The organism is Bradyrhizobium sp. JYMT SZCCT0180, assembly GCF_018130165.1.
Taxonomy (GTDB): domain Bacteria; phylum Pseudomonadota; class Alphaproteobacteria; order Rhizobiales; family Xanthobacteraceae; genus Bradyrhizobium.
The window spans coordinates 282,680-301,234 of the sequence record NZ_JAFCLZ010000006.1 but is presented as its reverse complement, the minus strand read 5'-3'; the positions used below and the strand labels follow the sequence as shown (position 1 = coordinate 301,234).

Genomic DNA, 18,555 nt, shown 5'->3' with positions numbered 1-18,555 from the left:
ATGCTCGGTGAAGACGGCTAGAACAAAGTCGCCAGCTTCACTAAATCAGTGCATCAATCTAAAAATCGGCATATTGCGAGGAGACGACCGATGGCCCGACGAGCCTCCGAGGCTAAAAATTATCGCGATAATGTTGAAAAGTACCGCGATGATCCGGAAATGATTGCCCAACATCTCAACGAAGCGTTCGCAAGAAAAGATCTCGCCTTCATTTTACGCGCAATGAGCAATGTAGTCCGGGCCCAGAATGTCACGGTCCTCGCGAAAAAGGTTGGGCTAAATCGGGCGAGCCTCTACCACAGATTCGAGCGCGACAAGGACCCAAGGCTTGGAGGGATCTTAAAGCTTCTTGCAGTACTCGGTGTCGAATTGCTCGTGAAGCCGCAGCCGTCTACTCCCGCTAAACGACCTCGACGCAAAACATCGAACGCCTGACGCAAGAACTCTATTTGGCCTTTGGCTCCGTGTGCTGGCAATATAATAGTCTTTCCTCTGGACGAGCGAGGCGGACATGCGGAGTTTGCGAAGTCGTCCGCCGGTCTGGTGCTTTGCAGCTTAGCGGGGGATATGACGGGGATTTGCGAAGTCTTCTAAAACAACGGCCCCAGCGTCTAGAGGAGCTCGCCGAGCCATTTGGACGTCTCAAGGTTTGTAAGATGGATAGCCGGTCGCCCCATGCTATTACCTCGCGTAATTTGTCCGCTCGTGCGCGTACGCTCAGGTTCGCTGTGAAATGGCTTTTGTGCGTCCGCCCTCGGCTTGTTCGCGGACGCTCTCGTAGTACCGAAGGACTCTTGTCAGTTTTCGAAACCCATAATCAACTCCTGCATACTTAGCACTTTGATGAAAGCAGCCCGCGCCCGCGTGATCTTGAAACAACTCCCCGTCCCGCGCATAGCCCCGCATGGTCTCTCGACAGATGTGACCCGCTGATCCATCATCTTGAAGATGTTCGCCCGGTTTGCTGCGGCCGATGAAAAACAGCCGGCACGGAGTGAATGTCCTAAATAGGTCTTCGCGTCGAAGCCAGCCCGCTCCGCATAAGCTTTCACAAAAAATTGGCAACCGAACGCATGTAAGACGTAAGGGCCGCGCCGTCCCGGCCTTATCGATCGGCCGAAAGATGGGCGCGGTCTCAATCTTCGTAGCGACCGGCCAGGCTCGCAATGCCTTTACTGGGCAAATGACGTCTTCCCAGGATTGGCGATCGAACGCCCTTCGCCCTCCTGGTCTGTTTTTCCACGTCGAATTCCAGTCCGCAGCCTCTCACAATTGCCGCCCTATGGTTTATGGTTTCGCGATTGAGGCTTCAGCCGCCAGATAGGACGCGACCGTCTCAGGCGAGGCCGGGCGGCGAAGTCCGCTCCCAACGCGGCCGGGAGGCCTGCCTTGGGGGACGAGATGGGCATTTTGATCACTATCACATCTCACGAATAGGAAAGTGCCGTGGCGTGAGTTCATATTGCTTGGATGGCACGCACCCGACGACCGGACCGACTGAAATCCGGCGACCTCGGACCCTACAAGGGACTGTTGGTCCGGATGAACTGCGCAGCGGCTGGCGAGATTCTGATTGTTGCTCGCGATGCAGCGCCGGCACGCGCGGACATCTGCCAGAACTCGGACGGGCACTGCTCCTTGACGGCGACCACTCGGCAGCTGCCGATGCCTTCCGCCACGCACTCGGCCAGCGCCCTAGGATCCGTTGACCGCGCCAACCTGGCCGCGTGCCCACCGGATATGGTGGAGCGTGCTGGTGGCGGGACCGCCGTGCGTTACGCGGACGGCCTCTGATGCTCGGCCGCGCTGCATACGCGCTTTCCGCTTCCTCACATGCCGCTTCTCTTTCCGGCCGATTGCGGTGGCAAAATTCTCCGCCAAAACCGACCTGAGTAGCTACGCCCTGAAATTCCGCCTGTACAGTCCAGGCTGTCTTTTTATCTGCTTTTGCAATGCGCCAACCCGCCGCGTCTCTTCTTCCGTGAAGGACGAAATTTGCGCCATCCAGTTTTCTCGTTTGACGGGAATGCACTGCGCGATGGGCGTTCCTTTTGGGATGAGACCCTCGAAGTCGCGGTTATGCCAATGCGCCGGAAAGTGCACCCAGGTATCGTGATAGCGGTCGCAATCGACCAGACCGCTTAGAGTGGTGAAAGGCAGATCAAAGCGATTAACGGGATGCGTGAAGAATACACCGTAGCCTTCGGGAGCTTCGATGGTCCACAGGTTGTGGAATTTGATAACGAGGCGGTCAGCTTCAAAAAGTGGCGTACCGGTAACCTGCCCCTCATCGTGAAATCCGATCGGCGAACGGGGAAAATCGAGTGCACCACCCGGTGGGATTTCGTTGTCCCAGGTGATTTGGCCGTTCGCGACCCTCAAGTCGCAGAGCAACGGTATCAAAAAACCGTGCGTCATTGCATCGATGAACGGTGGGCATCGCTTTACGGTCTCCTCCTCGCCCATGTTGATCGTGCTGAAAGCCTTGGCCGGCATCGTTTTGAGCCAGTCAGGAACGCCTTGGGTCGCCGGCACAGGCGAAGGCAGAGAGCCCTCAAGCTCTGGAGGACAGCGGAATTTGAGGTGGAGCGTACTATTATCGTGATTGTTCATCTCAATATCGATGTTGGCGGCTTTGTTACGCCACATCACTATAACGCCGGCAACAGAGTCAGGCCAACCCTTGGAAGCATGTCGGCCAGTAATCGGGCCCCACAAAGGTTTGCCTCTGGAGCTCACATTCGGCCTTTCTCTGCCGAGTGATCGTCGTTCCGGCGACCGAGAGCAGGTGACACCTGTAAAGAACGAGGTCAGTGAACTCAGCCCAAACCAAAACCCCCGGCAATTTCCTGCCGGGGGCTCTGTTAGTGCTTGATCAGAAGAACTGGATTACCAGTTGCGCTGAGCGCGGATAAGCATGCTGACCGTGTTCTGGTCCTTCAGCTCGTATACAGCTGCCGGCTTCGCGATACCAGCCTGGGCTGGCACAGCAACCACGCCCGCAAATTTCTGGTCGAGGTGGCTGTAGATGACATCCGCCGAGAAGGTCAGACCCTTCACAGGCGTCCAGCGGGTGATGACACCGATCTGGGCGACGTTGAAGTCTGGGTTACAGTTGGTGATACCCGCAGCGGCTACGAGGCCGGTGAGAGTGCCGCCGGGGCCGCAGATGAGAGCAGATCCGCCGTTGCCATACTTAAGCTGGGCGTAAGCACCGTAGAGCGACGAGCTCCAGTAGGGATCCCAGTTGTGGTTCCAGGCACCGCGCATACCCCAGGTCTGAACCTTGGAAATGCCGGTTCCCAATCCGAAGATCCCGTCTGCTACCGCAGCGAGGCCAACGCTCTGGTACGCGCCCGGCACGCCGGTGCCGCCGTACATCGCAAAGCCCTGCGGAGCAAGGTTCTGGAAGTTATAACGGCTTGCACCGTCGGTATAGACCGCCTGGATGTTGATCGTGTCACCAGCGCCTGTCGGGATGTTCTTGATCTGCAACGAACCCTGAACAGCCCAACCCCACGTGTCGCTGGGATGACCGGTGACTTCACTACCACCATAATAGGCAGCATGAAGGTTATGAGCCACACCCGACAATTGGAGCATACCCCAAGCCTGGTCGGCCTTGACCACGCCGATGATGTCAGGAGCCCTTGTGCCGCCGATATCGCTGGCGCCATAGGTGCCACCGAAGAAGGTCGCGGGAGCGACGAGGCCAGCAGACGTGTTAATCAGGTTGCCCTGAGAATAGGCAGTCGGATCCTGAAGTGACACCGTACCGGAGATGCCGTTGCCGAACTGAGCGGTATAGGTGAACTGGTTCACACCGGTGACCATGCCGCTGCCGCCGACGAGACCGTCGAAGTTGTTGCCCGGGTAGTTGACCCACGGAGCGTCGAACTGGGAGATCGTCTTACCCATCGTGAACCCAGCGAACTGGATGAACGCATGGTAGACGCCGAGCGAACCGCCCGAGAGACCGCCGTCAGACGGGTTGCCAACGCCACCGAAGCCGCCGGCCTGGGCATTCGCAGAGTAGACCGTGCCGCCGAGGCCGTTGCCGCCGTACGAACCCGAGGTCCAAGAGAACGTCGCATCGAAGTAGGTACGGACGACGCCGTATTCGGTCGCGGTGCGCGTATCGATGTTCAGATCCTGACGGGACCGAGCGGTGTAATAGTTCGACAGGCGATTACGAGCGCCGGCCTGGGTCTGGTAGGCACCGCCGAACACCGAGTTGCTGTTAAGCACGGTTTCAACGCGCAGATAACCACCCAGCTTGATGCAGGTGTCCGTGCCGGGGATGTAGTAGAAACCAGCACCGTACAGGGAGCAGATCCTCACGTACTCGACCGCTTTGGCCTTGACGGGAAGATCGGCAGCCTGAGCTCCACTCATGGCGACCAGACCCGCCGCTGAGCCGAGAATAAGGCTCTTAACCATCTTCATGATAACCTCCAAGTTGCTCTGTAGGGAAGGTTCCGGATCCGCCGGGTGCAAACACCCTAAGGTTGGTTCCCTTAATCCCATGAAACCCGCTTAGTCGCTTCGCGCCTTCGGACCACTCCCGCTTAACGCGAGGGACTTAAGCGAACCACCTAACGGGACGACCTCGGGATGCCCCCCTCCGTCGCGAGATCACAATTACCGAGGACTTCTGCACACGCAACAAAGGAACCGCTTCCCGACGCATGACTCAGCGCCTTTTCCAAAGGGTGTTGCACAAATAACACGCGGACGTGATCGGGATTTCTCCATAACTAATTGTTTCAAATAGACATTTTTTGAAAGTTCCATTTGCCTCCCGCATTGTCGCTGACGACCGGCCGACGGGCGGTTTTCCCTCTTCGGACGTGTTGCGGCGTCGAATCGAGTGCCCAAAATCACCGAATCCCCGTCAGACCGTCACACTCATGGTGAAATGGGGATCGGCGAAACGACCGCCGCAATGCCCGTTCGCCGCCATATATCAATCGCCGCATATAAAGGCTCAGGGCCCGAACGGCTCTGCGGAACCGCCCCAGGATTGCAAGAGTCGCTATTACTGGCGCCCGAAACGCGCCTTTGCCTTTGTGGGCAACCCGTCTCATCCGAATCCGCAGTAGTTGGCGCCGAATCGACGACAGCGCGTCGCCTGAACGAGCGAATCCCGCACCTTGAAGACGTCAAAGCCGGCACACGCGGGAAATGATCCCAAAGCCGGCTTTATTATATGGAGGCCGCCTGACCACCTGGCCGCCCGGGGGATTCCGAAGCCGCAAGGAAGGCTCTCAAACCGGCGCCGCAAGATGCGAATTGGCGTACCAGCCGTGCCGGGACGCGGCAGCGTCGCTAAATGGCACCGGCGTAACCTGAATCTGCCGCTTGCGGCCCGCCCCCGCGTCGGGCATATCCGCCCCTACGGAGCTGTGGCCGAGTGGCTGAAGGCGGCGGTTTGCTAAACCGTTATAGGGTTGTAAAGCCCTATCGAGGGTTCGAATCCCTCCGGCTCCGCCACCCTTCGCCCTGACGGGCTTCGGGTGGCAGGCCACATCTGCGAAGCAGCGACGGCGGGCTGGTGCACAGTCCCCTGCCCTCAAGCTGCTTCAGCGCCCCCATCTCAGTCTTAGACCGGCACTGATTGAACAGATATCATCGCCCCGATGAGCGCGAACGACGAATCCGCCCTCTATCTACCCGGATGTCTGTTCGCGCAGCGGCTCGAGCACCTCGTCGGAAACCGCCAATGAAAAACCCGCCGGGTGAGATCTCCGGCGGGCTCAAGTCAGGGTTAGCAACGCGTTGCGAAGAACAAGTTGATTGCATGGTGGGCGAACAATCGGAACCGGCACTTCGAAGTCGCTGCCAAACAAGGCGGCCTAGCAATTCGGATCGGCAGCAGGCCTGAAACGATGCTGTCCGTCGCTTTGCCGACCAGCTGGAACATGCACGCCGCACGCAAGCGATCGTCCTGGGCGACTTCGCCAGTCAGGCTGTTTCCAAAATCAGTTCGGTCCCGGGATATCGTCCTTCTTCGGCGGCTGCAGGCCGGGCGAGTTGAGCCAGGCGTCCATATGGGCCGCCGCTTCGGTCTGCCGCGCCTTTCTCAGGGCCGCGTCGCGGAGCGGTCCATGAGGCAGGAGCTTCGCCTCGTCGCGCAGATTTTGCGCTTCTTCGAGAAGGCGCTCTGTTGGTGATTTTGAGAGTTTGAAACGACGCCCTGTTTTCATGACGCACTCCTTTCCATCGGAGGAAGGCGGGAGCGCTACCAGGCGTCCTCGTCACAAATGAAAGCCGCAAGACGGGCTGTGAACGTTGATCGTGCGCCTCGGTACGGGGGATCGCCAGTTTTATATTTTGTGCCGGGCGCGAAACTTTACAGGAATGGCTCAAGCGGCTGAAAATGCTGCTTCGGCTCACCAGGATGCTGCAGATTTTTCCGACCGTCTCCGGGAACAAGTGGCAATGCCTGAAGTTATCCCGCGTCTGATGGACACGGACATAGGACCCCTAAACGGCTTCAGCGCGCTTCCCCCCGTGCGTTGAGGCCGTTCTTTTTGGGACCTCGCTGCGGCAGCGACGCGCGATGCCGTGAGCCCCGCCTTGACGACCTCGATCCCGTCCGGCCCGCGGACGCCTCACAGGTTAAACAGTTGCGGATTGCTCGTGACGTATTCAGCCCAAAGCTCGCGCATCATCCGCCTTACGTCCTCAGCCCTGAAGCCGCTTCCACTCGGATGCTTGTTTGCGAGTTGACCTGATCGTTCGATTCCCGAAAAGGGATCGCCCGGGTATGGCGTGAAGGCTGCGTCGGTCGGCTTATGGACGATGCCTTGCGGAGTGACATTGAACTGGTCGCGCCTGACTAAAGTGCTCTCCATCGTCGACGTCCTGCGGCCTGCAGGTCAGAGGCCTGAACGATACCGTGCAGGGAAAAGCGAGGAAGTGAGGATAAGTTCCTGGCGTTCGGATCAGACTAAAGCTGCACGCTTATGCTGCCATTCCATCGGTTGATAACGAACGCAAGCGAGTGCGAGTACCAATCGTTCCGCGGCCACTGATGTTGAATGAACCACCGCAAATCAAAGATGCCGAGCAAGGAAAAAAACTGCCTACCAAAGGGACCAAGTTTCCCTATTGCCACCTGTTCCCGGTCTAGTGCGCAAGCGGCTGTGCCGTGACCGTCCCGCCACGTCGTGTACAGCGGCTGTCGGCTTCCTCTGGAACATTTGATCTTCTGTTCTGTTCTCCAAGCACTGTTTAAACACTGGAGGATGTAATGAAGACTCTCGTCACTGCCGCTCTCTTGAGCGTTGCCGTAGTTAGCGCTCCGGCCTATGCCCAGACCGCCCAGCCCGCTGATCGCGCTGCCCCGGCCGCGACCACCAGCCCGGCAGCTTCCAACAAGATGATGCTCAAGGGAAACTGGCGCGCGTCGAAGCTCATGGGCCTCGACGTCTACAATGAAGCCAATGAGAAGCTGGGTGATGTCAACGAAATCATCCTGGACAAAACCGGCAAGGTCGCCGCTGTCGTTATCGGCGTCGGCGGCTTCCTGGGAATGGGCGAGCACGACATCGCCGTTTCCATGGACAAGTTGAAGTTCCTGGAAGAGCCCGCCCGGACCGCTTCAACTGCTCCGGCGACGACAACCGCACCGGCGACGACGCGTGATAGCACTACCGGCGCGGCCACGGCTCCCGCCCCCGCGCGCACGGCCGGCGCCAATGATTGGGTACCCGATCATGCCGTGATGAGCGGCACCAAGGAGCAGCTCAAGGCGATGCCGCAGTTCAAATATTCGGATTACAACTAAGCTCGATATTGGGGGCCCCATCCTGGGCCCCCTCTTTCTCTTGACGATGATCACAGCCGGGGGACTTCCGCCGCTGCGCGCAACGTCATTTTCTCCGGATCCTATCCGGATGACGACAAACGCTAACTTCGGGGGCTGGCCGGAGGCGCCGACGTTGGTGGCGGCGCCGGCTGGGAATCGCCTGTTCCGTGGGGCACACACGTGCCCACGTTGCTCAGCAGCCGCTTGGCTTGCAAATCGCGTGCTCTGGCGTACTCGCGTCGACGCTCGAAGGTGACGGCAGCTCCGCGGTCCCAGGCCTCGAATGCATCAGCATAGTGCTTGCGCATCTGTTCTTCCGCGGCGAGACACTCGGAGAACTTTTCAAACACCAGGTTTGTATTCACGGGGGTGATGCCGCCGACCAGGACCACGAGCATCCATTTCATCATCCGCGCCCACGCTGTTGCCCTGTCCTGCACACAACCGCGACAACCCTGTTAAGTTCCAGCGGGAACAAGTGGCAATGAGCGGCGTTGAACGTCCGTCTGGAGGATACCGGACATATGGAAACGGCCTCAGCGTCCTAATCCCGAGTCTGGGGCCGTTTCTGTTCCGTATCGGTGATGAGGCGGAGCCGACTTTCCTGGCGTCCCCGGCCGGCTCGGATTTGTTTGCCTGGACCGGATTCGCAATTCCAGCGATACGAAGGCTTGCAGTCGTCGACGAGCACCGCTCGGTGCTCACATTGAACCTACCAGCCCCTACTCATCACTCATCCCCGAGGACCTGCGCACTTCGGACAGGCCAGATCCTGCGCAACCTTGTAGCTGACGTTAAGCCCTGATAGATCCGGCCCATGATGCTGGGAGCGTGCAGGGAGTCGCCAATCGGGACGCAAAGCGGCGATCGACGGCGCGTTAGAACCCAAGAAGGAAGGGTTCACAATGCCCTCGTAGTTTTGGGTGTTGTAGATCAGTTGCACGATATTGCAGACCTTTTCGTCAGCCTCCGCTGCAAGCATTTTCACCTCGGACGATCCAGCAGTTCGGCGGGAGCAGACTGGGAAGGCGATGCGGAGCTTCTGCGCCCGCTTGTACTGATCGGTCGCCGCACGCGTGCGGCTGGAGAACTGGATTTCCTTCTGCCGCACGTCGGCTTGGCCGAGATTGCGCGGCAACTTGCCGTGCGCGCTCCACAGATCGATCTGGAAGGCCAGCGTGTCCAGCCCCGCGGCCGACTGTCGAGAACCCACTGCAGCGGCGTGTTGGAAACGAGCCCACCATCTCAATAGTACTCGCCGCGATCTCGGTAGCCGGGAAGCCGGGCGGCAGCGAACCGCTGCCGATGATGTGCGCGGGACCGATACGATGGGTCGTGGTGTCGAAATAGGCGAAATTCGCGGTCTTGACGTTCACCGCGCCGACGCTGAAGCGCATGGCGCCGGCGTGGAGCCGGTCAAAATCCACTAGGCGCTCGAGCGTCGCCTTCAGCGGAGCGACGTCATAGAAACTGAGTTGGTCGGCATCTGGCGACGGCCAGAACACCGGCGAGAGCGGACGGGGCGTGAAGAAGTGTGGCGCGCCGAACATCATGATGCCGAGCGCCCGGGTTTGATTGACCAGGCGATGGGTGAAATCGTCTTTGATGTGGACCGATTTGAGATAAGGCACGCCCAGCGGCGGCGTGCTCACGGCCTCCCAGAACTCCCGCAGTCCTTCGACGCGCTTCTCTGCCGGATTCCCGGCAATCAACGCCGCATTCACCGCACCAATCGAAATGCCGGCAACCCAGTCCGGATGTAAATTGGCCTCAGCGAGCGCCTGGTAGACGCCGGCCTGATACGAACCGAGTGCACCTCCGCCCTGCAGCAACAGAACGGTTTGCTCAAAGCGCGAACGTTCGACCCGAAATTGTTTGGCTTCCGGACTCGGCTCGGTACCCATGATCGGACCTCCCCCTGCAGTGGCAAGTCTGTGTTCCCTGCGCGACCGGTGCCCGCCTGCCTTCGGGTACCTTGATGGACAAATGAGCTAGGCTGACTTGGCATCGCCGTCTCGAACAAAAGCAACCAGCAAATCCCAGACGACGGCCAGCACGATCGGACCAACGAAAAGACCGATGATGCCATTCGACAGAGTCCCTCCAATGACGCCGACAATGATCACCAGCATCGGCGTCTTCAAACCACGGGCGAATATGATCGGCCTGAGGACATTATCGATCAGATTTACGGGCACGATATAGGCCGTAAAGATCAGCGCCGTAGCTGTCTCCTTTGTCATCCACGCCCAGATCACGACCGGAACTAAAATCACGGTTGGGCCAATTTGAATGATCCCCAGAATGAGAACGCCGAACGCAATCAGGCTTGCGCCGGGCGTCCCTACCGCCATGAGTCCGATGCCCGCGAGCAGCGCCTGCAGCAGCGAAACACCGATAACCCCCTGGGACACGTTCCGAATGGTTGCGCCGGCCAGTTGCATGAATTCGCGGCCGCGTTGCGAGACACGCCGATGCAAAAAAACGGCAACGGCTTCCACCAGCATCGGACCCGGTGAAAGCAGAAATCCGGCTACGATTACGGCGGCCAGAAATTGAAGGATGGCGGCTCCCACGCTCCCGGCTGCACCAAGCAGGGTGCCCCCAATCGGCTTGAGATGAGGTGCGATTTTAGCAAGCGCGCCGGTCAGATTGGTTGATGCCAGCTCCCAGAATTGAAACACCGGCTCGCCGATCAAGGGCCATTTTTTGACGGTCTCATCCGGTGGAGGAACGGATATCGCTCCGGAGTCAAGGCGCGCGTAAATCATGCGCGGAACTTCGACCAAATCCAAACCAAGCCAGGTTACAGGCCCGAATACGATCAAGAGAAGCAGGATCGTGATGAGTGCCGCTGCCAATTTCCGGCGCCCACCGAGGCCATTCGCCATCCAATCGAAAAACGGATACAGCGCCACCGCCAATACGACGCTCCAGGCGATGGTCTCCAGAAACGGACGAACGATCGATAATGCCAAAAAGAGAATGGCGCCCAAGAACGCCAGTCGAATTGCCAATCCAATGATTGTCGAATTGAGCCGTTCGAAATCGATTTTGTGGTCTTCGTTCAAACGGACATCCCATGGAGTATGCTGCATTCCTTGTGACAGCTTGCTAGAATTCATCCTTCATTGCTACCGGCTTCCGATGGGTGTCCACCTGGTAGAATTTGGCCCAGCTATTGGCGAGCGAGAAAAGCACAGGCTTCCCGACGATCTTCGCCAATCCGCTCGGCAGCGAAAAATGACGGCGATTTGAGAAATACGGGTAGTACTTGGCGTAGTCCTCAACAGCGTCGCCCAAAATATTTCGCGCGGCAAAACTGCCGGCGAACGTCGCCCAGGGTAGCCCGACAATGCCGAGGATGAATTGCAGATGCGGCTGGCCCGGCGGCTTCACGATGATGGGCAGCAGATCCCGGGTGGTGTCGATGAGGCCCGGCCAGAATTGAATGAAGGATAGATCCCTCAAATGGGGGAAGCGTCCCTTAAACTCCTTGATCACTTTCTTGATGATGAAGGGTCCGTTATAGGCGGACGGGAGAAAAGTCGACAAGGGACTGCCGCCCCCGAGCAGCAGCCGGTTGTCGCCCGTCAATCTGAAATAGGAATAGACAAGCTTGGAGTCCCAGCATTGCATCTGCTTGCCGCCCGGGAACAGAACATTGAGTTCCTTGTCGGTCAGGGGCTCGGTGACACTCATGAAGGTCTGGGCATGAAAGATTTCCCCGGCCAGCGGACTGAGGGAACTCTTCAGCTTGTCGACGGCAATGATGATGTGGTCCGCCGTGATGCTGCCGCCGTGGGTATATGCCGTGTGGTCGTCCAGCCGCAGCATTTCGGTGCTCTCGAACACCTGCATGCCGTTATCGATCAGAATATCCTTGAGGCCCTGCAGGCACGCCAACGGATTGACGCCATAGGTGCCGGTATAGCGGATTCCTGCGGTGAACCCCTCAGCGCCGAGAACCCCCTTTAATTCTTTCTCGTCATAGACCTGTTGATCCGTGAATCCGACGCTCTCGCGGCACTCCCGCTCAGACGCAACGGCCTCCATGCCGCCCTTGCCGATGCCCAGGAAAAGCGAATCCTGCTGTAGCAGTCCGCATTCGATGTTGTTTTTCTTGATCGCCTGCACGATGCGGTCGATGCCCCGGCAGGGCATCGCCCAGATTTCGCGCGCCGCGTCCGGTCCATACCTGCGGACCAGCTGATGCAATTCCAGTTCGCTGTCGGGAGTCAAAAATCCGGCGCTGCGGCCTGAAGAGCTTCCGCCGACAATGTTCCTGTCGATCAGGACCACTTTGAATCCCTTTTGGAGGAATTCCGCCGCGGCACTCATCCCGCTGAACCCTCCCCCAACGATCAAGACGTCGCACTTGATGTCCTTGTTGAGCGGAGGACAGTATTTGAACTGCCTTATCAGCAGGGTCGTAAACCACCAGTTCTGGTTGATCATGACGCGGTCTCCGGCTGCGACAGGCAAACTGTTTTTTCGCGAAGAGGTCTCGATACGTCAGGCGGTCTCCCCATCTGGGTTATTCGGCAGATGCCAAATGGGCCGGATCATCGGCGGCTTGGCGCAGTCCATATTGAGCTACCATGGACCTGGCCGCATACGCCGCTATTGCCCCCAACACTGCCACCCCGGGAGTCTGTTGTCATCATTGCTCTGCAGTATGGGCGATGACGCCCGCTCTGATGACGCGACGTTCTACATTTTCGCGGCATGAGATGCCCGAGCTTTTTGCGTCATTTTTTACCCTCTCCAATCAGAGGGCGCAGGGAAGACCGGGTGCGCGCTGCACCGCGGTCCCGTGTGCGGGTTGCACAAAACAAAGTGCACACGATCATACAGGTCCAGCGGAGAACACCCGGCCTTCCCTGCGCAATGGCTTTACGACTTAATATCGTGTTCGTGACGCCAGCAACGGGGTCGCCAAGACCACACGACTTCGCCGTACGCTTTCTGCCACGTTCTTCATCGTGACTTTCAGTGTCCACCGCACCCGTCTTTCCGGCGCTTGACACGAATTCCGTAAATCAGAAATGATTTGCCCCTCGGGTTGTTTTGTCGCACCCATCGCATACAGATCGCTGTTGTGCGCGCGGCAACGCAGGTCGCAGCTGGGTAGTCGGCGTGTCCGCGGATCGCTTCACTCGGGCCTGACCATCGGAATTAACCGACTAATTTCGCGTTGCGGAAGAAAAATAAGAGCTGAAACGCTCATCCAAAGTGACACGTTGCGCGCTTGCCAAGGTCCCGCTTTACGTAAAAGATGGCAGCGCCTAGCCGGGCGGCTGTCCATGCCTTCGTTCGCGCATTGCTGGCTATTCGGCCTCCTTTTCGAAGTGGAGAATTGCGTGAGTGAAGCCCTTCATCCTGCCGCACCGCATCACCTGCCAGGCTTCATCACCGCACCGGGAGATACCGACGTCCTGATGGTCGTTGTCGGCATTATCCTGATTGCCGCCATCGTCGGGGTCGGCAATCTCTATTTGCACCTGCACACGATGCCGGAGCGGATGGCCCACAAAACGCAGAAGCTGCAATTTGAAATCGTGGCCGTGCTGGGCCTGCTGGCACTGTTTACGCACAACCACCTGTTCTGGGTGATTGGCCTGTTCCTCGCCATGATCGACCTGCCGGACTTCAGCACGCCGCTGCGCAGGATTGCCGGATCGGTCGAGAAGATGGCCGGCGGTCCGCCCGAACCAGATCCGACCGAGCCGGTCCCAGAAACCGCAGGCCACGCCAGCACGCACGCCCCCGCCGCCAAGAGTGAGGCCAAGAGTGAGGCAAAGGCTCATGCTTGAGATCATCCTCTGCTCGCTGGTGACGATACTGCCGGACTATCTCTATCGCCGCTATCGGCAGGGAAAGCGCATCGGCCACGAAATCACGCTTTATTCGGTCTGGTTCGAGCTGCGATATGGCATCATCACCTGCTTGATGCTCACGGTCGCGCTGATCACGATGATCTTCTATTATCATCCCTCGACCACTTCGGCGACGATGTATTTTCGGACAGTTCCGATCATGACCGAAGTAGCCGGCCGGGTCGCCGAGGTTAACATCGATGTCAGCGCGAACGTCAAACAGGGTGAGGTGATTTTCAGACTAGACAGCGCCAAGCAGGAGGCAGCGCTACTGACGGCCAAGCGCAAAATCGCCGAAGTCGATGCCGCCATGCTGTCGGCGCAGGCCGACGTTCTCAAGGCGGAAGGGCAGATCCTGCAGGCTCAGGGCGATTATCAGCAAGCCACCGATGAACTGAACACCAAGCGGGATCTCCAGCAACGCAATCCCGGCATCGTCCCGCAGCGCGACATCGAAAAGCTTACGGTGCTGCAGGCGGGCCGGCAAGGATCGCTTGATGCCGCCAATGCTGCAAAACAATCGGCCGCGGTCCGGGTCACCGCCCTTCTTCCCGCCGAGAAAGCAAGCGCGGAGGCGGCGCTGGCCGAAGCCCAGGTCGACCTGGACAAGACCTTTATTCGTGCAGGGTTCGACGGGCGGGTCGAGCAGTTCGGGCTGAGACCGGGCGATATCGTCAATCCAATGATACGGACGGCCGGCGTTCTGATTCCGGAGGGCGCGGGACGGAGGGCTCTCATGGCAGGGTTTGGGCAGATCGAGGGTCAGGTCATGAAAGTCGGAATGGTCGCCGAAGCCACCTGCATTTCCAAGCCGTGGGTGATCATTCCGATGGTGGTGACCGTTGTGCAGGACTACATCGCGGCTGGCCAGTTCAGGGGCGGCGAACAACTGATCGAGGCGCAGAGCACGGCACGTCCGGGGACCATTCTCGTTTTCATGGAGCCGATCTACCAGGGCGGGCTGGAGGGCGTGACGCCCGGCAGCAGCTGTATCGCCAACGCCTACACCAGCAATCACGAACGGATCGCGTCAGGCAAGCTCAGCGCGTTCAAGAGCTTCGCGCTGCACGTCGTCGACGCCACCGGCCTCGTGCACGCCCTGCTGTTGCGGATTCAGGCCCTGCTGCTGCCCGTCAAGACACTGGTGCTGAGCGGGCACTGAGCCTTTTTCGAATGCTGCCGATGCCGGCACACGGACGCAGGCACTCCGGCCGCTCCGTGACGGCTCGCAAGCTCAGTGCGAGGTCATCCAGGCGCGGGCTTCGCGCTGCGCGGTGGCGATCTCGACGTCCGACATCATCTCGGCGACTTCGCGGCGCATCGAGATCGCGTCGGCGCGGCCCTTCAGGGCGGCGAGATTGAACCATTTATGGGCGGCGACCAGGTTGACGACGCCGGAACGGCCGCTCGCCCAGTACAGGCCACGCTCGAACAGCAAGTCGGGGATTGCGGTTTCCACCGGTGTCGCCGTCTCCAGATCGAATTGTCCCTGAAACATCGAAAGTCTCCCCTTTTTATTGTTGCCGCCCTCCCCCGAGCGCGGCCCCCGTCCACTGTCAAAACGTCCTGTTATTCCAGCGCGCGGTCAGCAAAAGTGGAACCCGGTTTTGCGTCCGACCGCGCGCCCTTTTTTAAGAAGAGCGCATGATCTGATCGCCAAACCGCCTACACTTTGGCGGATCATGCGCTCGCCGTTTGCCGGCTTGTTGGGATGATCATGGCCCATCAAATTTGAAGGGCAGTTTAAATATCGCGATGAACGGGGTGTAAACGCGAGGCGCCTGGGCGCCGGCGGGGAATCGCAGAAGTGCCTGTGCCGCAGCAACAAGTGAGGATTCGTGAAGACCGGTTTACCCTGCCGCTTGGCAGAACGATAACCATTGCAACGGCTCGCATCTCGCGCGTGTCGTGATCGGCGAAAACCGAAGACCTGGTATTGCAAAAGTTCCCGCACCGGATCGGCGGGGCGCGCGCGGCGTAACCGATACGCGGCGGCGCATGGGCGCGATCTGCGACCGCCCGGCGCAGGCCGTGGGCGGTCAGGACAGGACAGGAACCCAGGGGATTTGGGAAGTGCCGGGCACCAAAGGCGCGGCGATCGGAGCGCTAGACGTTCCGGGGAACAGGAGGCGTTCCGGGGAACGAGGGCGTCGGCGAACACGTCAGGACCAGATTTCAATCGGGCTTTGGTCCGATGAAATTGCGGAGCAAAGATTCCGCACCGAACGAAGAAAACTTGTTTCTTCTGCCGGACCGGTTTTGGAAAAGCGAACTCTTCCGAAAGTCGATCCAGCCGTTTGACCTGATGTCTCGCCGACACCCTCTTTCGTCGACCGAGCCGTCGGAGTTATGTTTGCTCCGAGAAGCAAACCGTCTGAAGGCTCGAGTGACGCGCCGGCATCAAGCCGCCGGCAATTCTCTCAAAGACGAGAGCTTACTTCTTCTTCTTGGCGACCTTGCGGGTCTTCTTCGCAGTCTTCTTCACTGCGCTCTTCGCCTTCTTTGCCTTCTTAGCTTTCTTGGCCATGTTGCCCTCCTAATGTAAGTGAGATGGCTTAGTTCGCTGCGTGCACTCGGGAATCGATGTGCACTACATCCCGAATACACCAACACGTTCAAAAAAACAGCGTCCCGCTTAAGGAAGTGTTGACGCGGCAATGCGAGGGCGCGCTCGAAGCATCGTTCGGCGGCGGCGCAACAAGCTCGCGCAGCGATGCAAAAAGTGCAGCAACGACCAACGTCGGCGTTTGTCAATATTGAAGGAAACGCTTGCACTATAGATGTTTTGGCGATTCACGCATGCGATGGTCATTGCACAATCGACGTCATCGCGACTCGGTGAGACGGCCCAAAAGCCGCTTGCGCGGACTCTGAGTCGCGAATTTTGGCAATAAAAAAATTTTCGTGGATAGAGCCTCCACGTCTCATCGGCGCTCGCCAGAACCGAATTTTTGGACGAATCGCGGAGACCGATTCGCAAGGCCGGTTGTCCGTCGTGACGATGATTTTGATCCGCGATGCGAGATCGATGCACGCTTGTGCGCGTCGATCGCAACGTCAGCGACGACGAAAGCGTCCCGTTACGGGACGCTTCAGATGCCGAGCTTCGCCTTCAAGAGATCGTTGACGGCTTGCGGGTTGGCCTTGCCGCCGGACGACTTCATCACCTGGCCGACGAACCAGCCGGCGAGTTGCGGCTTGGCTTTCGCCTGCGCGACCTTGTCCGGGTTGGCGGCGATGATGTCATCGACCACCTTCTCGATCGCGCTCAAGTCCGTGACCTGCTTCATGCCGCGCGTCTCGACGAGCGCGCGGGGGTCGCCGCCTTCCTGCCAGACGATCTCGAACAGGTCCTTTGCGATCTTTCCGGAGATCGTGCCCTCGCCGATCAACTCGACGATCGCCGCGAGTTGCACCGCCGACACCGGTGAGGCCGTAATATCACGGCCTTCCTTGTTGAGACGTCCGAACAGCTCGTTGATCACCCAGTTGGCGGCAAGCTTGCCGTCGCGCGCCTTGTCGCTGAGCCCGGCCAGCACGGTTTCATAGAAGTCCGCGCTCTCGCGCTCGGCCACCAGCACGCCGGCGTCGTAGGGCGACAATCCGAAACCTTCGATGAAGCGGATCTTCTTCTGGTCCGGCAATTCCGGCAGATCGGCCTTCAGGCCGGCGACATAGGCGTCGCTGAACTCGAGCGGCAGCAGGTCGGGATCGGGGAAGTACCGGTAGTCGTGCGCCTCTTCCTTGGAGCGCATCGAGCGCGTCTCGCCCTTGCCCGGATCGTACAGCCGGGTCTCCTGATCGATCGCGCCGCCGTCCTCGATGATCTCGATCTGGCGCCGCGCCTCATACTCGATCGCCTGGCCGATGAAGTTGATCGAGTTCATGTTCTTGATCTCGCAGCGGGTGCCGAGCGGCCCGCCGGGCTTGCGCACGGAGACATTGACGTCGGCGCGCAAGGAGCCCTTCTCCATGTCGCCGTCGCAGGTGCCGAGATAGCGCAGGATCGAACGCAGCTTTGTCACGTACGCCTTGGCCTGCTCGGCATCGCGGATGTCGGGTTTTGAGACGATCTCCATCAGCGCCACGCCGCACCGGTTGAGGTCGACATAGGACATGGTCGGGCTCTGGTCATGCAGCAATTTGCCGGCATCCTGTTCCAGATGCAGCCGCTCGATGCCGATGGTGGCCTGCTTGCCGCCGTCGAGTTCGACCACGACCTCGCCCTCGCCGACGATCGGCGACTTGTACTGGCTGATCTGGTAGCCCTGCGGCGAATCCGGATAGAAATAGTTCTTGCGGTCGAACACCGAGCGCAAATTGATCTGCGCGTTGAGGCCAAGCCCGGTCCGCACCGCCTGCCGCACGCATTCTTCGTTGATCACGGGCAGCATGCCCGGCATCGCGGCGTCCACCAGCGAGACATGGGTGTTCGGCTCGCCGCCGAACTCGGTCGAGGCACCCGAGAACAGTTTTGACCGGGAAGTGACCTGGGCATGGACCTCGAGCCCGATCACCATTTCCCAATCGCCGGTCTGGCCCTTGATCAGCTTGCCGCTCGCCGCCGTCATGTCCGTTCTCCCAACAGCAGTGTAAAGACGATCCGGTCCCACTCTGCCTCAAGCGAATCGATCGCCGCTGGTTGGCCGGACTGGCGATACCAGTAACCGGCGTTGCCGAGATCACCTTCCACGCGGTGCAAATAGGCGTGCACCCACGCCGCTTCCGCCGAGGATTCGTCCTGAACGATCTTATGCGCCGCGTCCCAATTGCCCTTGGCAGCCCACCACAACGCGGTGAGTGACGGGCTCAGCGCCGGCGGCGGCGCGTCATTGGAAAGGCTGGCCTTGAAATCTGCCATGG

The 18,555-nt window shown here is 59.3% G+C and carries 15 protein-coding genes, 1 tRNA gene and 1 pseudogene; 5 read left to right on the top strand and 12 right to left on the bottom strand.

The window, feature by feature from the left end; genetic code table 11:
• Positions 1-90 precede the first annotated feature (90 nt).
• Positions 91-435 (top strand): addiction module antidote protein, encoded by a 345-nt coding sequence (locus tag JQ641_RS11505; protein ID WP_211996070.1) that lies wholly within the window; start codon positions 91-93, stop codon positions 433-435.
• Positions 436-1,896: 1,461 nt separating this feature from the next.
• Here JQ641_RS11505 and JQ641_RS11500 read toward each other — a convergent pair.
• Together JQ641_RS11500 and JQ641_RS11495 are read right to left on the bottom strand one after the other, a co-directional pair.
• Positions 1,897-2,649 carry a hypothetical protein gene (locus JQ641_RS11500; protein WP_249150345.1) on the bottom strand — a complete coding sequence of 251 codons (753 nt, stop codon included), beginning with the start codon at positions 2,647-2,649 and terminating at the stop codon, positions 1,897-1,899.
• Positions 2,650-2,889: 240 nt separating this feature from the next.
• Positions 2,890-4,446, bottom strand: coding sequence for a porin (locus tag JQ641_RS11495; RefSeq protein ID WP_211996068.1), 1,557 nt, complete (start codon positions 4,444-4,446; stop codon positions 2,890-2,892).
• Positions 4,447-5,399: 953 nt separating this feature from the next.
• Between JQ641_RS11495 and JQ641_RS11490 the strand changes: the two genes are divergently transcribed.
• Positions 5,400-5,493, top strand: a tRNA-Ser gene (locus JQ641_RS11490).
• Positions 5,494-5,981: 488 nt separating this feature from the next.
• Here the strand turns inward: JQ641_RS11490 and JQ641_RS11485 are convergent.
• Entirely contained in the window at positions 5,982-6,206 is a 225-nt protein-coding gene (locus JQ641_RS11485) for a hypothetical protein (RefSeq protein WP_211996065.1), read from the bottom strand.
• 408 nt (positions 6,207-6,614) lie between these two features.
• Positions 6,615-6,857, bottom strand: coding sequence for a hypothetical protein (locus JQ641_RS11480; RefSeq protein WP_211996063.1), 243 nt, complete (start codon positions 6,855-6,857; stop codon positions 6,615-6,617).
• Between the two features lie 398 nt (positions 6,858-7,255).
• Here JQ641_RS11480 and JQ641_RS11475 point away from each other — a divergent pair, with 398 nt between their 5' ends.
• Positions 7,256-7,792: a PRC-barrel domain-containing protein gene (locus JQ641_RS11475; protein WP_211996061.1), complete on the top strand. Its 537-nt coding sequence runs from the start codon at positions 7,256-7,258 to the stop codon at positions 7,790-7,792.
• A gap of 122 nt (positions 7,793-7,914) precedes the next feature.
• On the opposite strand, the gene JQ641_RS11470 is transcribed toward JQ641_RS11475, so the two are convergent.
• The 5 genes and pseudogenes from JQ641_RS11470 to JQ641_RS11455 form a co-directional block, all read right to left on the bottom strand.
• Complete coding sequence (locus JQ641_RS11470; protein ID WP_249150344.1) at positions 7,915-8,223, bottom strand: hypothetical protein; 309 nt, start codon at positions 8,221-8,223, stop codon at positions 7,915-7,917.
• A gap of 323 nt (positions 8,224-8,546) precedes the next feature.
• The gene (locus tag JQ641_RS37830; RefSeq protein WP_349628535.1) at positions 8,547-8,924 is read right to left on the bottom strand and encodes a DUF3734 domain-containing protein; all 378 of its coding nucleotides are present in this window, start codon (positions 8,922-8,924) and stop codon (positions 8,547-8,549) included.
• A 211-nt stretch (positions 8,925-9,135) separates the two neighbouring features.
• Positions 9,136-9,717: pseudogene (locus tag JQ641_RS37825) on the bottom strand (patatin-like phospholipase family protein); the annotation flags it as partial.
• Between the two features lie 87 nt (positions 9,718-9,804).
• The gene (locus tag JQ641_RS11460) at positions 9,805-10,884 is read right to left on the bottom strand and encodes an AI-2E family transporter (RefSeq protein WP_249150342.1); all 1,080 of its coding nucleotides are present in this window, start codon (positions 10,882-10,884) and stop codon (positions 9,805-9,807) included.
• Positions 10,885-10,927: 43 nt separating this feature from the next.
• Positions 10,928-12,271 (bottom strand): NAD(P)/FAD-dependent oxidoreductase, encoded by a 1,344-nt coding sequence (locus JQ641_RS11455; RefSeq protein WP_211996059.1) that lies wholly within the window; start codon positions 12,269-12,271, stop codon positions 10,928-10,930.
• A gap of 905 nt (positions 12,272-13,176) precedes the next feature.
• Here JQ641_RS11455 and JQ641_RS11450 point away from each other — a divergent pair.
• Together JQ641_RS11450 and JQ641_RS11445 are read left to right on the top strand one after the other, a co-directional pair.
• The gene (locus tag JQ641_RS11450) at positions 13,177-13,629 is read left to right on the top strand and encodes a hypothetical protein (RefSeq protein ID WP_211996057.1); all 453 of its coding nucleotides are present in this window, start codon (positions 13,177-13,179) and stop codon (positions 13,627-13,629) included.
• Entirely contained in the window at positions 13,622-14,854 is a 1,233-nt protein-coding gene (locus JQ641_RS11445; RefSeq protein ID WP_211996054.1) for an HlyD family secretion protein, read from the top strand. Before JQ641_RS11450 ends, JQ641_RS11445 begins: the two co-directional genes overlap by 8 nt.
• 72 nt (positions 14,855-14,926) lie before the next feature.
• Here JQ641_RS11445 and JQ641_RS11440 read toward each other — a convergent pair whose 3' ends face one another.
• From JQ641_RS11440 to JQ641_RS11430, 3 genes are all read right to left on the bottom strand, one after another.
• Positions 14,927-15,190, bottom strand: a complete 264-nt coding sequence (locus tag JQ641_RS11440) for a hypothetical protein (protein WP_192733680.1) — start codon at positions 15,188-15,190, stop codon at positions 14,927-14,929.
• A gap of 1,594 nt (positions 15,191-16,784) precedes the next feature.
• On the bottom strand, positions 16,785-18,263 hold the full coding sequence (gatB, locus tag JQ641_RS11435; protein WP_211996051.1) for an Asp-tRNA(Asn)/Glu-tRNA(Gln) amidotransferase subunit GatB: 1,479 nt from the start codon (positions 18,261-18,263) through the stop codon (positions 16,785-16,787).
• Positions 18,260-18,553, bottom strand: a complete 294-nt coding sequence (locus JQ641_RS11430) for a hypothetical protein (RefSeq protein WP_211996050.1) — start codon at positions 18,551-18,553, stop codon at positions 18,260-18,262. Before JQ641_RS11430 ends, gatB begins: the two co-directional genes overlap by 4 nt.
• Between the last annotated feature and the right edge of the window lie 2 nt (positions 18,554-18,555).

Excerpts from the sequence above, each read along its gene's own strand:
- JQ641_RS11505 (WP_211996070.1), top strand. The coding sequence starts at position 91 with ATGGCCCGACGAGCCTCCGAGGCTAAAAATTATCGCGATAATGTTGAA.
- JQ641_RS11500 (WP_249150345.1), bottom strand. The coding sequence starts at position 2,649 with ATGTGGCGTAACAAAGCCGCCAACATCGATATTGAGATGAACAATCAC.
- JQ641_RS11495 (WP_211996068.1), bottom strand. The coding sequence starts at position 4,446 with ATGAAGATGGTTAAGAGCCTTATTCTCGGCTCAGCGGCGGGTCTGGTC.
- JQ641_RS11485 (WP_211996065.1), bottom strand. The coding sequence starts at position 6,206 with ATGAAAACAGGGCGTCGTTTCAAACTCTCAAAATCACCAACAGAGCGC.
- JQ641_RS11480 (WP_211996063.1), bottom strand. The coding sequence starts at position 6,857 with ATGGAGAGCACTTTAGTCAGGCGCGACCAGTTCAATGTCACTCCGCAA.
- JQ641_RS11475 (WP_211996061.1), top strand. The coding sequence starts at position 7,256 with ATGAAGACTCTCGTCACTGCCGCTCTCTTGAGCGTTGCCGTAGTTAGC.
- JQ641_RS11470 (WP_249150344.1), bottom strand. The coding sequence starts at position 8,223 with ATGATGAAATGGATGCTCGTGGTCCTGGTCGGCGGCATCACCCCCGTG.
- JQ641_RS11455 (WP_211996059.1), bottom strand. The coding sequence starts at position 12,271 with ATGATCAACCAGAACTGGTGGTTTACGACCCTGCTGATAAGGCAGTTC.
- JQ641_RS11445 (WP_211996054.1), top strand. The coding sequence starts at position 13,622 with ATGCTTGAGATCATCCTCTGCTCGCTGGTGACGATACTGCCGGACTAT.
- JQ641_RS11440 (WP_192733680.1), bottom strand. The coding sequence starts at position 15,190 with ATGTTTCAGGGACAATTCGATCTGGAGACGGCGACACCGGTGGAAACC.
- gatB (WP_211996051.1), bottom strand. The coding sequence starts at position 18,263 with ATGACGGCGGCGAGCGGCAAGCTGATCAAGGGCCAGACCGGCGATTGG.
- JQ641_RS11430 (WP_211996050.1), bottom strand. The coding sequence starts at position 18,553 with ATGGCAGATTTCAAGGCCAGCCTTTCCAATGACGCGCCGCCGCCGGCG.